At 36.7% G+C, this 13,493-nt stretch carries 13 protein-coding genes; 5 read left to right on the top strand and 8 right to left on the bottom strand.

Features of this window, described 5'->3' with window-relative positions:
- Positions 1-77: 77 nt before the first annotated feature.
- From ACW8TM_RS08330 to ACW8TM_RS08305, 6 genes are all read right to left on the bottom strand, one after another.
- On the bottom strand, positions 78-662 hold the full coding sequence (locus ACW8TM_RS08330) for a KH domain-containing protein (protein ID WP_491532829.1): 585 nt from the start codon (positions 660-662) through the stop codon (positions 78-80).
- Positions 635-1,432 (bottom strand): serine protein kinase RIO, encoded by a 798-nt coding sequence (locus ACW8TM_RS08325; protein ID WP_491532828.1) that lies wholly within the window; start codon positions 1,430-1,432, stop codon positions 635-637. Before ACW8TM_RS08325 ends, ACW8TM_RS08330 begins: the two co-directional genes overlap by 28 nt.
- Before the next feature lie 17 nt (positions 1,433-1,449).
- Positions 1,450-1,776 carry a translation initiation factor aIF-1A gene (locus ACW8TM_RS08320; RefSeq protein ID WP_491532827.1) on the bottom strand — a complete coding sequence of 109 codons (327 nt, stop codon included), beginning with the start codon at positions 1,774-1,776 and terminating at the stop codon, positions 1,450-1,452.
- Positions 1,777-1,851: 75 nt separating this feature from the next.
- The gene (locus ACW8TM_RS08315; protein ID WP_491532826.1) at positions 1,852-2,928 is read right to left on the bottom strand and encodes a 60S ribosomal export protein NMD3; all 1,077 of its coding nucleotides are present in this window, start codon (positions 2,926-2,928) and stop codon (positions 1,852-1,854) included.
- 18 nt (positions 2,929-2,946) lie between these two features.
- Positions 2,947-3,276 (bottom strand): DUF424 domain-containing protein, encoded by a 330-nt coding sequence (locus ACW8TM_RS08310; protein WP_491532825.1) that lies wholly within the window; start codon positions 3,274-3,276, stop codon positions 2,947-2,949.
- Between the two features lie 46 nt (positions 3,277-3,322).
- On the bottom strand, positions 3,323-3,748 hold the full coding sequence (locus ACW8TM_RS08305) for a translation initiation factor IF-2 subunit beta (protein WP_491532824.1): 426 nt from the start codon (positions 3,746-3,748) through the stop codon (positions 3,323-3,325).
- Positions 3,749-3,845: 97 nt separating this feature from the next.
- Between ACW8TM_RS08305 and ACW8TM_RS08300 the strand changes: the two genes are divergently transcribed.
- The 5 genes from ACW8TM_RS08300 to gcvH all read left to right on the top strand — a co-directional run bounded on the left by ACW8TM_RS08300 (position 3,846) and on the right by gcvH (position 9,037).
- Complete coding sequence (locus tag ACW8TM_RS08300) at positions 3,846-5,207, top strand: amidohydrolase (RefSeq protein ID WP_491532823.1); 1,362 nt, start codon at positions 3,846-3,848, stop codon at positions 5,205-5,207.
- Positions 5,197-6,438, top strand: a complete 1,242-nt coding sequence (ahcY, locus tag ACW8TM_RS08295) for an adenosylhomocysteinase (RefSeq protein ID WP_491532822.1) — start codon at positions 5,197-5,199, stop codon at positions 6,436-6,438. Before ACW8TM_RS08300 ends, ahcY begins: the two co-directional genes overlap by 11 nt.
- A gap of 62 nt (positions 6,439-6,500) precedes the next feature.
- Positions 6,501-7,445, top strand: coding sequence for a DNA repair and recombination protein RadA (radA, locus tag ACW8TM_RS08290; RefSeq protein ID WP_491532821.1), 945 nt, complete (start codon positions 6,501-6,503; stop codon positions 7,443-7,445).
- Positions 7,446-7,500: 55 nt separating this feature from the next.
- Positions 7,501-8,640: a glycine cleavage system aminomethyltransferase GcvT gene (gcvT, locus tag ACW8TM_RS08285; protein ID WP_491532875.1), complete on the top strand. Its 1,140-nt coding sequence runs from the start codon at positions 7,501-7,503 to the stop codon at positions 8,638-8,640.
- Positions 8,609-9,037 carry a glycine cleavage system protein GcvH gene (gene gcvH / locus ACW8TM_RS08280; RefSeq protein WP_491532874.1) on the top strand — a complete coding sequence of 143 codons (429 nt, stop codon included), beginning with the start codon at positions 8,609-8,611 and terminating at the stop codon, positions 9,035-9,037. The genes gcvT and gcvH overlap by 32 nt, the downstream gene beginning before the upstream one ends.
- Here the strand turns inward: gcvH and ACW8TM_RS08275 are convergent.
- Positions 9,034-10,146: an ATP-NAD kinase family protein gene (locus ACW8TM_RS08275; RefSeq protein ID WP_491532820.1), complete on the bottom strand. Its 1,113-nt coding sequence runs from the start codon at positions 10,144-10,146 to the stop codon at positions 9,034-9,036. The genes gcvH and ACW8TM_RS08275 overlap by 4 nt on opposite strands.
- A gap of 12 nt (positions 10,147-10,158) precedes the next feature.
- Positions 10,159-13,341: an isoleucine--tRNA ligase gene (gene ileS, locus ACW8TM_RS08270; RefSeq protein ID WP_491532819.1), complete on the bottom strand. Its 3,183-nt coding sequence runs from the start codon at positions 13,339-13,341 to the stop codon at positions 10,159-10,161.
- Between the last annotated feature and the right edge of the window lie 152 nt (positions 13,342-13,493).

The following is a 13,493-nucleotide window of genomic DNA, read 5'->3' as shown; positions in this document are numbered from 1 at the left end:
TAATTGCTTCATATACCTCTTGAGTCACCTTTAAACACCATCATCATATAAGAACATTAACCTATTTAATTTAATGCTTACCAACGCTTCCTCCACAATTCAAACTCCATACGTTTCAATCGCCTTCTCTCCCTCTGAAGATAATTATAAACAGTCCTATGTTGAGCCCCATTAGCTAACATTTGAACAGCATGCCTAGCAACAACTACATGCTCATAATCACCAATAATAGCAACATAGTGATCATAAACTGAAAGAAAAACACCAGTATACTCCTCAATAATCCTCCTAGTCTTACCACGCTCACCAATAATTCTACCCTTAATTCTAGCTAAATCACTCTTCGAATCACTATACTGAGTCAGGTCAATAATATCTAAGATTTGATCTTCATCAAGAAGCCTAAACGCCTTCTCAGGACTAAAACCATAAGAAATAGCTGTGATAATATTCTTAGCCTTAAGTAAGTTTATGAAGCTAAAACTAGAAGCATCCAACTCAAGAATAACAGAACTAGAAGAAGAATCAACAATAAGTTTTACACCAGTTCTCTCTTCAATCTCCCTCTTAACTCTCCCTTTATTCCCAATTATAACTCCAATCCTATCAGGAGAAACATTCACATAATCTCTAACTATATGCTTCCCTCTTCCTTCACCCATCTTAAAGCATCCTCCAATTCAGGAACATCAACATTATTCTTATAAAAGAAACGCAAAATATTACCTAAATCCCTAACTAAAAATTCTTCAGCCATAGGATGACTTAAAAGGACAGCTTGACCAATATCAATGAAAACAGGTTCATCATTCCAAACCATGATGTTATACTCACTTAAATCAGCATGAACAAGGTTAGCCCTAGTATAAAGCAACTTAATATAAGTTAAAACCCTTAAAAAGAATTCTTCAAGATTAGGTGGAAGATAATCCTTCAACAATGGAGCGGGAACACCATCCTCACCAATAAACTCCATAACAAGAATATTCTTATTGACAGCATATGGCTCGGGAACTCTAACACCAGCCTTAAAAGCCCTCTGAAGATTCTTAAATTCCTTCCTAGCCCAAGCATATATAATTGAGCGAGTATCACGCTTAACCCTAGTAAATCTAGGATCACCTTCAATATACATTAAAATGCTACGCCTAAACTCTGCAGAAAAAGTCAGGTAAATCTTAACGGCAACATCATTACCTTTAGAATCCTCAGCCCAATAAACTCTAGCCTCCTTACCAGCATTAACAACTCCATACATAACATGAATAAAACCTTTATTAATCAGATCATAAAGAGCCATCAAGGTAAGCTTATCGAAAACCTCTTCAACAGTCTCATAGAAATCTTCATCCTTAACACGCTTAATACGCCTCTTATCTATTCTCTCAATTTCAATTCTACGAAGCTTCTCATATTCCTCATTTTCACTCATCAATTAACTCTCCAATACTAATACTCAAGCTCCAAATCCTCTGGTATAACACCTTGACTCCTCAACTTATACACTTCATCCTTAGTATACCTCCAAACAATGTCCCCCCTAGTTTTAAACTGAAAATCCCAAGGCACAATCAGAACAATGTCACCCTCCCTCATCCACATCCTCTTCCTATATCTCCCAGGAATTCTGCATATACGTGTATATCCATCAGTACACTTTACCTTAGCTCTATCAAAACCTAGAAGCTGGACAATAATACCTAATATTTCACCTTCACTAGGCACTCTCAGCTCAGAAGTCTCCCCAATAGACCTCTTCCTCCTTCTTCTCCCCAAACTATCACCAACCAATTAATTAGACAATTAACTTAATAACCTAATTGCTCAACCACTTTAAGTTAAATCCTAAAGCTACAGTAAATTAGCTATAAAGACTCTATCATCCAACCTTATAAATTGAACTTCATCACCACTCTTCAACTCTAAACCAGCAGGCCTATTCAACTCGTAAATTTCATATGAAGATAAATCCATTAACTGAACTATCTCATCCTGAACAGAAATAATAAGTCCACGGGGCAAACTATTAAGTGAAGCAATCTTAACAACACTCTTAGATGACAATAATTTAGGGGAAAAAGAAACTCTACTCCAAGAAGACAAATTCAATAAAATAAATCTACCTCCCCTAAAATCCTTTAACAAGAAGACTTCACCATCAACCTTAATAATATCATTCAAGGTAAATGGAGGTAAACGAAGAGAAATAGTCAACCTAGACAATCTCTTACCAGTAGAACGGTTAAAGCCAATAACCTTAAAGGTCTCCTTGATAGATGCACCAGTCCTCTCCCTAATCTTAGATGCAACCAATCTAGCAACACGAGTACTGGCAAACTTTAAATCTAATCCACCATCCACCTCAGAAAACTCAACAATATATGCAGACTTATCAGTCTTCAACTCCCTCAAAACAATATTTTCAATTAACTCTACAAGGCTCTTAAGCTCACTCTCAGAAATATTTCTCTTATCAGCTCTAATCTGGAGAGTAGCAATATAGTATTTAGATGCAATCTTAATGCAAATTGGACATGAAACATACTTCAATTTAACCTCAACAGTCACCTCCTCCCTATATTTAGGAATCTTAGGATGAACAGTTCCTAAAGCAGAAACCCTAACTTTAACCCTAGTTCTATCCACAACCTCTAATGGGAAAACTTCAAAGACACCGGAACCATTAAGAGAAACAAAACTCCTAGTGGCTTCAACAGCAGCACTAATAAGAGGATTGACATCACCTTGAGGCTCAAACCATCTCCTATTCAATCTATATGAAAAACAATGCCTACAAACTTCAACTTCTACAATATTTGGAACCTTAATAAGTCTATGCTTCACCCTATAGCAATCCCAACATAGATTATCAATTAAAAGTTCCCCTTCAGAGGGGGTCTTGCCACAAATAGCACAAAACCTTCCCATAACATAAAACACCCAAACCTAAATTATATTAACAAATTGTGCATGAGGCTGATCTCCAATCCATAAAATTGCATCTTCATGAATTAAACCCTCTCTAACCGCATTAAAAACAATATTTCTCCCAACAAGATTCCCAATAGAGGCACCTCTAAGGATGTCTAACGCCTCCCTCAAAGAAACAAGTCTACCACCATAAAAACTCTCCTTAACCTCTAACTTCAATGCACCCTCCCTAAGCGTTTTACCTAGGAGCTCTGCATCACAAATAGCAACCATTACATCCCTACCTCTAATCCACACATTTATGTAGAAAAGCTTCTCACCTTCGTTATAATCACTATTAGACACAACATTACACCAAGATAATCTACTTCATGAAAACTAATTTAATTTTCTAAATCCTAGCTGAAACACTAGTCCTAGCACCACAAGCAGTACAAACTAAAATATAAACTCTCTTCTCCTTAGTAAGATAAGTATCCGGAGCATTACATACAGGACATATTACAAAGTACTTAGCATAACGTTCAACTACATTATTGATAGTAGTTCTTGAAAATCTCCCTTGAAGAATAAGTCTAGAATCCTCAATATCACCAGCAGTTCCAATCTCCCTTAGAAGAAATCTAGCCACATGTCTAGCTTCCCTATTCAAAACCTCACATATATCCTTAAAGTTATGGAGAATAGTCCTGTTACCAACAATAGTTATAACTGCCGAAGGAATCTTAAAGCGTTCACCCTTAGAAGTCTTTCTAGGAACCATAGACAAAGCCCTATCTAAGAGCTCCTCATAACTCCAATCACTAACGGATTTCATGGAAAATCACCAGCCATCATGAAGATAAACCTAAACATAAAGTTTTCTACAACTTAACCTATTAAATTAGAAGACTAATATAAGTATGGTGAAAAACTTGGAATATATTATACATGGAAAATCAATAATCACCATGAGTAAACATGGAGTAATCAAAGATGGAGCAATAGTAGTCGAAGAAGAAGAAATAATAGATCTAGGAAAATATAGTGAAATAAAATCAAAATATAACAGATATGATGTAATAGACGCAACCGACTGCATAGTACTACCAGGCCTAATAAACTCCCATACACATATGGCCATGAGCCTACTAAGAGGATATGCAGATGACTTAATGCTACATGAATGGCTTGAAAAATGGATATGGCCACTAGAAAGTAAAATGACAAGTAGAGACATATATATTGGAGCACTACTTGCATCTATAGAAGCCATTAAGATGGGAACCACAACAGTAAACACCATGTACCATTACTATCCAGACTATAATGAAGCAAAAGCAATATATGAAACAGGGTTAAGAGGAGTAATCTCACATGTATGTTTCACTTGGAGAGAAAAAGAAGACATTCGAAGACTAGATCACTTAATAAAAAATTGGCATGGGAAAAATAAATGGCAAATAAGAGCAGCAATAGCACCCCATGCACCCTACACTGTAAGTCCACAATACATGATAAAGCTAAGAGAATACGCTGACAAAATAAATGAGAAAGCAGAGAAAAACTATGAAAAAGCAATATGGCACATACATCTAGCTGAAACAAAAGATGAAACAAAGAAGATTGAAAAAAACTTCAAAGTAAAAATAAATGGAGGAGTAATAGAGTATCTCCAAAGCCTAAACGTATTAAAAGAAGATGTAATCGCCGCACACTGCGTCTGGCTAACAGAGAAGGATATGAAAATTCTAAGCAAATACAAAGTAAAAGTCGCCCATAATCCAGTAAGCAATCTAAAACTAGCATCAGGAATAAGCCCCATCCAAAAACTAATAGAAAAAAATATAACAGTAGCTCTAGGAACAGATAGCGCTTGCTCCAACAACCTCCTAGACATGTTTGAAACAATGAAAATAGCCTCACTTCTACAGAAAGGAATACTACTAAATCCAACAGCAATAAAGGCTGAAGAAGCATTAAAAATGGCAACAATAAATGGAGCAAAAGCACTAAACTGGGAGAGTCAAATAGGCTCTATTGAAAAAGGGAAAAAAGCAGATATAATAACCATAGATATTCAAAAGCCACACTTAAAACCATTATTCAATGAAATAAGTCACATAGTGTATGCAGCAAGAAGTCTTGACGTAAGAGACGTAATAATAAATGGGAAAATAATCATGGAAAATAATCAAATAAAAACAGTAAATGAAGAATGGATACTAAGAGAAGTAGAAAAAGTAAAAGAAAAACTACTAGAAAGATTACATGAGGGAAAACTAGATGAAATATAAAATAAAAGATTTAAGCCTAGCTGAAGAGGGAAGAAAACAAATAGAATGGGCAGAAAACAAAATGCCAGTATTAATGAAAATAAAAGAAAAATTCAACAAAGAAAAACCCTTAAACGGAATAAGAATAAGTGCATGTCTACATGTAACAAAGGAAACAGCAATACTAATGAAAACACTCCTAGCAGGAGGAGCAGAAATCGCCTTAAGTGCATCAAATCCACTATCAACCCAAGATGAAGTTGCAGCCGCACTAGTAGAAGAAGGAATAAAAGTGTATGCATGGAAAGGACAAAATGAAAAAGAATACTTTGAATGTATAAGACTAGCACTAAAACATAAACCACACATAACCATAGATGATGGAGCAGATCTAACAGTAACAGCACATAAAGAAGAATATGTAGAGGAAACCATTGGAGGAACAGAGGAAACAACAACAGGAGTAATAAGGATAAAAGCCATGGAGAAAGAGGGAATCTTAAAATATCCAGTAATAGCAGTAAACAACGCCCTCACCAAATATCTCTTCGACAATAGATATGGAACTGGACAAAGCACCATAGACGGAATAATGAGAGCAACCAACATACTACTAGCAGGAAAAAATGTAGTCATAGCAGGATATGGATGGTGTGGTAGAGGAATAGCCATGAGAGCAAGAGGAATGGGAGCCAATGTAATAATAACAGAAGTAAACCCACTAAGAGCACTAGAAGCAGTAATGGATGGATATAGAGTAATGTCAATGGACAAGGCAGTAGAAATAGGAGACATATTCATAACAGCAACAGGAAACATAAATGTAATAAGAGAAGAACACTTCAAAAAAATGAAAAATGGAGCAATACTAGCAAATAGCGGCCACTTCAACGTAGAAATAAATCTAAAAGACCTAGAAAAACTAGCCACCCAAAAAAGAAAAATTAGACCAAACGTAGAAGAATATACACTGCAAAACGGTAGGAAACTATACCTCCTAGCAGAAGGAAGACTAGTAAACCTAGCAGCAGCAGAAGGACATCCAAGCGAAGTGATGGACATGTCCTTCTCAAACCAAGCACTATCAGTAGAATACCTAGTCAAAAATAAAGGAAAACTAAAGGCAAAGTTACACCCAGTACCCAAACAAATAGACATGAAAGTAGCAAAACTCAAACTAGAAAGCCTAGGCATAGAAATTGATACATTAACATTAGAGCAAGAAGAATATTTACAAAAGTGGGAGCTTTAATTAAGGAAAAACAATAAGATAAAATGGGGGTGCAATAAATAAACGAGTTTACACTAAGAAAAATGAAGACACTACAAGACTTGCCAGGAGTAGGTCCAGCAACAGCTGAAAAACTAATAGCATCAGGATACAAGTCCCTTGAAACAATAGCAGTAGCAACACCAGGAGAACTAGCAGCAGCCACAGGACTATCAGAAAGAGCAGCACAAAAGATAATAATAGCAGCAAGAAAAGCATTGGACATAGGGTTTAAAACAGCAGATATAATATATGAACAAAGACTTAAAGTAAGCAGAATAACCACTGGAAGTAGAAACCTAGATAAACTACTAGGTGGAGGAGTAGAAACACAAACAATAACAGAAGTATTCGGTGAATTTGGAAGTGGAAAAACACAGCTAGCACATCAACTAGCAGTAAATGTCCAACTACCAGTAGAAGCAGGAGGATTAAATGGAAAAGCACTATATATAGACTGTGAAGGAACCTTCAGACCTGAAAGAATAATAGCAATGGCAAGTGCAGTTGGTCTAGACACAAAGGAAACACTAAGAAACATAATATTTGCAAGAGCATATAACAGCGACCATCAAATGCTAATAGCAGAGCAATCTAAAGAGATAATTGAAGAAGAAGAAGTAAAACTCGTGATAGTTGACAGCGTGACAGGACACTTCAGAGCAGAATATCCAGGAAGAGAAAATCTAGCTGAAAGACAGCAAAAACTGAACAGACATCTACACACCCTCGCAAGACTAGCAGATGTATTCAACATAGCAGTATTCATAACAAATCAAGTAATGGCCAGACCAGACATCTTCTTCGGAGACCCAACAACAGCTGTTGGAGGACATGTACTATTCCACGTACCTGGAGCAAGAATATACCTAAGAAAGTCAAAGGGCAATAGAAGAATAGCTAGACTAGTAGACAGCCCATATCTACCAGAAGGAGAAGCAATGTTTGTAATAACAGAAGAAGGAATAAGAGATCCAGAAGAAAGCTAACATTCAAACCAATAACTTTAAAGTAAAAATAATAGATTAGAGTAGGGGTAAGACTCTGCTCAGAAAAACTCATCTCCACAACCTCTTCGTCAAAAAAGGAGCAAAAATGATAGAATTTGTAGGATGGCACATGCCAGTATGGTTTACAAGCATAATTGAAGAACATTTAGCAGTTAGAAATGCAGTAGGAATATTTGATGTAACCCATATGGGTAGAATGCTCATAACTGGAGAAGACTCACTAAACTTTCTCCAATACGTAACAGTAAATAATGTGGGAAAATTAAGAGTAAAGAGACTACACTATACATTAATATGCAATCATACAGGAGGAATAAAGGACGATGCCATGCTACTTAGACTAGAAGAACAAAAATACCTATTAATTTGTAATGCCTCTAACCGAGAAAAAATATACAACTGGCTCAAAAAACACTCAGAAAAATTCAAGGTAAAAATTGAAGATATCTCCGACCAAGTACCCATGTTTGCTCTTCAAGGCCCACTAGCAGAAAAAACACTTCAGAAAATAGTAGATGTAAATCTAAGTAAACTAAGACACTGGAGAATAACTGAGACAAAAATCTCAGATATAACCATGATAATCACAAGATCAGGATATACAGGTGAAGACGGCTTCGAAATAACCCTATGGAAAATACCATTAAATAAACCTGAAAAAGCAATAGAAATATACAATAAAATCCTAGAAGCAGGAAGAGAATTTAAAATAAAAGAATGTGGATTAGGTGCAAGAGACACCTTAAGACTAGAAGCTGGACTCCCACTCTATGGAAATGACATAAATGAAGACATAACACCACTAGAAGCAAAGCTAGACTGGGTAGTAAAATTTGAAAAGGGAGAATTCATTGGAAAACAAGCATTACTAGAACAATCCGAAAAAGGTGTTAAAAAAATTAGGATAGGCATAAAGATGATAGGGAAAGGAATACCTAGACCACACTATGACCTGTACATGGGGGAAAATAAAATAGGCATACTAACCAGTGGAACATACTCACCTTTACTAAAAATTGGAATAGGAATGGGATATGTAAAAACAGAGTACTCAAAACCAGGAACAGAAATCGAAGTCAATATAAGGGGAAAGAAAGTAAAAGCCAAGATAGTGGAATGGCCATTCTATGATCCAACCAAGTATGGTAGGAGGAGAAAAGTTGAAGATAAATGAATATGAAATAAGAGAAAATCTATACTACACAGAAAAACATGAATGGGCAAAAATCGAGGACAACTTAATAAGAATAGGAATAACCGATTATGCTCAGAAACAACTCAGAGACATAGTCTACATAGAATTACCTGAAAAAGGTAGAAGAATAAAGAAAATGGAACCTATAAGCACAATTGAATCAGTTAAAGCAGTATCAGAAGTATATAGCCCAATAAGTGGAGAAATAATTGAAGTCAACATTGAATTAGAAAACAGCCCCGAACTAATAAATGAAGACCCCTATGGAGAAGGATGGATAGCACTCCTAAAACCAGAAAAACTAGCAGAAGTCAAAGAACTCTTAACAGCAGAAGAATATGCCGAACTCATAAAAAAAGAGATAGAGGAAGCTTAAACAACCCTTACAATTTTTTCCACACCATAATCAACTATAACACGCATATAACCCCTCAACATATCATCAACTTCAACATCACCAGTATCAACCCGTAGAAAAGAAATAGTTGAAAGCTTATAGCGAGTAGCAAGAACAACAATATTATCCCTACCAACCAACCTGATAACCTCAGGACTAATCTGCTGATTACCCCTACCAAAAATAAATCCCTGATTACCTATAGGAGTAACAACAATAACACATCTCCCATTAAACCTTTCAATAATATCTAAAATACGTTGTTCATTAACATCTAAAGCCAATAACTTTCCCCCATAAACAATATCAACACCAAGCAAAGTTTTAGGGACACCGAGAACATCAGCTACCGCCTTAACAGTGGAACCTGGACCTAAAATATAAATTACATCATCCTCCATCTTCTCCACAAAATACCTAGCAATTGCAATTTGATTTTCACGTTCATCATCAGTTTGAGGGGTGGAAGCCTTAGCCCCCTGAATAAGGTTAGGTTCAAATGGAACCAACAAGAAACCATAAAGCTTAGCTGAAACAACGCCCCTCCTAAAAGCATCCTCATCTACATCCATAACTTCGCCATCCCTCAAGGGAAGAATACCCTTAAAGAAATCAACAATAATTCTAGCAGCGACCCTTGGATTAACAGCAAAAACAGCACTATGCATCTTAACTCCAGTGGGTACACCTAAAACAGGGACACGTCTATCAACAGCTTCACAAATATCTCTAGCAGTTCCATCACCACCACAAAAAACAATTAAATCAACATCAAGCTCAACCATGTCACGGGCAGCTCTAATAGTATCATTCCTACTAGTTCTCTCCCCAATTTCTCCAATTACAATAGGATTAAAGCCACACTCCTTAGCCTCAAACTCGCCCATAAATCTAGGATAAGTTATTAAGTTTAATTTAAAGTTAAATTTACGCAATTCACAGAGCATTTCCATAGCTCTCTTTGGAGCAATAGGTTTAGCACCCAACTTTATTGCCAATTCTAAGATTTCATCACCATCAGTACCTTTAAGTCCAACTCTACCCCCCATACCTGCAATGGGATTAACTATTAAGCCAAGCTTCCTCATTTTATCGCCAAACTAGATTGGAGTAATACCCATACGATACTCTTCACCATTAATACGCCACAACTTCTCATAAGCCGCCTTATATGGTGGTGAACGCGCAGTTAAAATAAGCTCTTTAACTCTCACTTCACGTAAAACGTACCATTCCATCGACTTAAGCATATTTAAAGTTTCTTGAGTAGGAGTAACAACATAAGCATTAACATAAGCTTCTATTGGTAAATCTAGTTCCTTCCTCATTTCCTGTAGTCGCCTAACAACCTCCCTAGCTAATCCCTCAGCTAGAAGTTCTTCAGTCAACTTAACATTCAAATACACAATGCCTAAGTTGAATGATGCCTTAACATAATTCTCAGCAACCTCTTCAGAGAAATCTAAATCCTCACTAGTCAATTCAAAGGACTCACCATCCAGTACAGCTCTATAACTACCCTCTCTCTCCAATGCACTTTTAACTTCACTTGGATCAATAGACTCCAATAATCTTAGTAAGAACGACATTTTATCCTTCAACTTAGGACCTAAAACAGCTAGATTAGGGGTAATTTTAACTCTAACATATTCACGTTCATGATCTCTAGGTAAAACTTTAATCTCCTTTACATTAGCTTGTTCATGAAGAATATTTTTAAAGGATTCAACTGCAACTATAACCCTATTATCATCACTAAGTATGACTAACTCCTGCAATGGATGCCTCAACTTTATTCTAGCACTCTGCCTAGCGCTAATGGAAGCCTCAACAATTGACTTGACAATCTTCATGTATTCAATTTTACTTTCATCTAAAAATTCATCCAGAACACTTGGCCAATCACACATATGAATACTTTCAGGGAGGTCTTCATCTGCAACTCTAAACATTTCTTGATAAATCTTCTCAGTTATAAATGGAATTATAGGTGCAGCCAACTTTAAGAAAGTCAACAATACGTAATAGAGAGTTGCATAAACTGCATTTTTACTTGGATCTTCATGTTCAATCCAAGTCCTCCTCCTAATCAATTTAATATACCATCTACTAACATCTTCAACAATAAATGTTCTCAAAGCTCTAGCAGCCTCATGAACGTGAAGTCTATCCATAGCATCAGTAACCTGTCTTATTAACATTTGAGTTTTACTTAAAAGCCATAAATCCTCAGGTTGAAGATAGCCTCTAACTTCTTCAAGAGTATATACTTTAGGGTCAAATTTATCTAAATTCATATATAGACTGGCAAAGTAATATGCATTCCACATAATCTTTAAAACCCTATAAACCTCCCCAACCTCCTTCATTGAAAACTTTAAATCCTCCCAAGGAGTATACTGAAGCTCATACCATCTAAAGGCGTCGCGACAATACCTAGAGAAAACCTCCTCAGGATAAATTACATTGCCAAGAGATTTATGCATAGCCCTACCCTTCTCATCAAGAGACCATCCATGCATCAAAACACGCCTATAAGGAGCCATATTGAAACCAATATAGCCACTAACAAGTAAAGTGTAAAACCAGCCCCTAGTCTGATCAGGACCCTCTAAAATTAAATCTGCAGGCCACCATTTTTCAAACTCTTCTCTACTAGATGGAAAACCTAGACAGGCCCATGAAGCAACACTTGAATCCATCCAAACATCAATCGTATCAGCAACCCTATACATTTCTCCTCCACATTCACATTTAAGGACAACTTCATCAATCCAAGGCCTATGCAACTCAAATACCTCAGGAAGCTTCAAAGCCTTCCTCTTCAACTCTGCAATAGAACCAATAACCTCTCGCCTACCACATCTCCTACAAATCCAAATTGGCAGAGGAGTACCCCAATACCTCTGCCTTGAAATAACCCAATTCCTAACATTTAAAAGCCAATTCCTAAATCTACTACTACCAGCCCACTCAGGAACCCAATCAACCTTATCATTCTCCTCTAAAAGCTTATCTCTAATCTCAGGAACCTTAATAAACCATTGATGAGTAGCGCGGAGAAGAAGAGGAGTCTTACAACGCCAACAATGAGGATATCTATGATGAATCCAACCCCTATATAAAAGCAGATTTTTCCTCTTCAAATCTTGAATAATCTCCTCATTAGCATCCCAAATAAGCTTACCAGCATACTTTCCAGCCTCACTAGTAAATCTACCAGCTTCATCAACAGGCGAAATAACCGGCAAATTATACTTTAAACCCACAATAAAGTCCTCTTCACCATGGCCAGGAGCTGAATGAACACAACCAGTACCCTCCTCCATGGTAACAAACTCACTACTCAAAACAACCCTATGAACACCACGAATCTTCCTCTGAACCTCAACTTCCTCTAAAAGTGGAGGAATATACTTTAATCCCTCCAAATCTCTACCTTGAAAACGCTCAATAACCTCGTAGGACAAACCAACTTCACTAAAAACAGCCTCACATCTAGCCTCAGCTAAAATATAAACTTCATCTCCAACCCTAACCCTAGCATAGGCATAATCAGGATGAACCATAACTGCAACATTAGCAGGCAGAGTCCACGGAGTAGTAGTCCAAATCAAAATATACTCTTTCTCTCGACCCTCCACTGGAAATTTCACATAAATAGATGGATCCTTAACAACCCTATACTCCTCAGTAACCTCATAACCTGAAAGAACAGTTTCACATCTTGGACACCAATGGAAAACCATATAACCCTCATCAAGTAAACCCTTTTCCTCAGCCTTCTTAACAACCCACCATTCAGCCTCAATATAATTCTCAGTAATAGTCATGTAAGGTGAAGCCCAATCCATCCAAACACCTAAATCTCTAAATTGACGCTCTAAAATCTTCAAATGCTCCAAGGCATACCGTCTACACTCCTCAACAAACCTTCTAATACCAAGCCTCTCAATATCCTTCTTAGTTGTTAAACCAAGCTTCTTCTCAACCATAACTTCAATTGGAAGACCATGCATATCATAGCCAGGCTGATCTCTAACATTATATCCACGCATTCTAAAGTAGCGGAGAAAAGTATCTTTAAGCACTTTATTCCAAGCAGTACCAACATGAATCGGATTAGTCACATATGGTGGACCATCAAGAAAATAGAATTTTGGCTTATCCAACCTTAAACGTTTAACTTTCTCATAAATATTATTCTTCCTCCACCAATCAAAAACTTCCCTTTCAAGCTCAACTCCACGATACTCCTTGCTAATAACCCCCACTACACCCATAATTAATCCCCCATAAAACTATCCTTGAATCCTTTACTTGAAACAATAACCAAGCAAATAGACATAAAGGCTACTGAATTTGGCGCTGATACACACTCCAGCCTCCTTTTCATAAAGGAGAAACCAATAATATTTAAAGTTTTTCAAGCATT

This window comes from Candidatus Culexmicrobium sp. (assembly GCF_058356305.1).
The sequence above is the reverse complement of the archived record's forward strand: the minus strand, read 5'-3'. Positions and strand labels throughout refer to the sequence as shown.

Bases quoted from the DNA above. Each gene is read 5' to 3' on its own strand.
- ACW8TM_RS08330 (WP_491532829.1), bottom strand. From the start codon at position 662: ATGGGTGAAGGAAGAGGGAAGCATATAGTTAGAGATTATGTGAATGTT.
- ACW8TM_RS08325 (WP_491532828.1), bottom strand. From the start codon at position 1,432: ATGAGTGAAAATGAGGAATATGAGAAGCTTCGTAGAATTGAAATTGAG.
- ACW8TM_RS08315 (WP_491532826.1), bottom strand. From the start codon at position 2,928: ATGGGAAGGTTTTGTGCTATTTGTGGCAAGACCCCCTCTGAAGGGGAA.
- ACW8TM_RS08305 (WP_491532824.1), bottom strand. From the start codon at position 3,748: ATGAAATCCGTTAGTGATTGGAGTTATGAGGAGCTCTTAGATAGGGCT.
- ahcY (WP_491532822.1), top strand. From the start codon at position 5,197: ATGAAATATAAAATAAAAGATTTAAGCCTAGCTGAAGAGGGAAGAAAA.
- radA (WP_491532821.1), top strand. From the start codon at position 6,501: ATGAAGACACTACAAGACTTGCCAGGAGTAGGTCCAGCAACAGCTGAA.
- gcvH (WP_491532874.1), top strand. From the start codon at position 8,609: ATGGTAGGAGGAGAAAAGTTGAAGATAAATGAATATGAAATAAGAGAA.
- ACW8TM_RS08275 (WP_491532820.1), bottom strand. From the start codon at position 10,146: ATGAGGAAGCTTGGCTTAATAGTTAATCCCATTGCAGGTATGGGGGGT.
- ileS (WP_491532819.1), bottom strand. From the start codon at position 13,341: ATGGGTGTAGTGGGGGTTATTAGCAAGGAGTATCGTGGAGTTGAGCTT.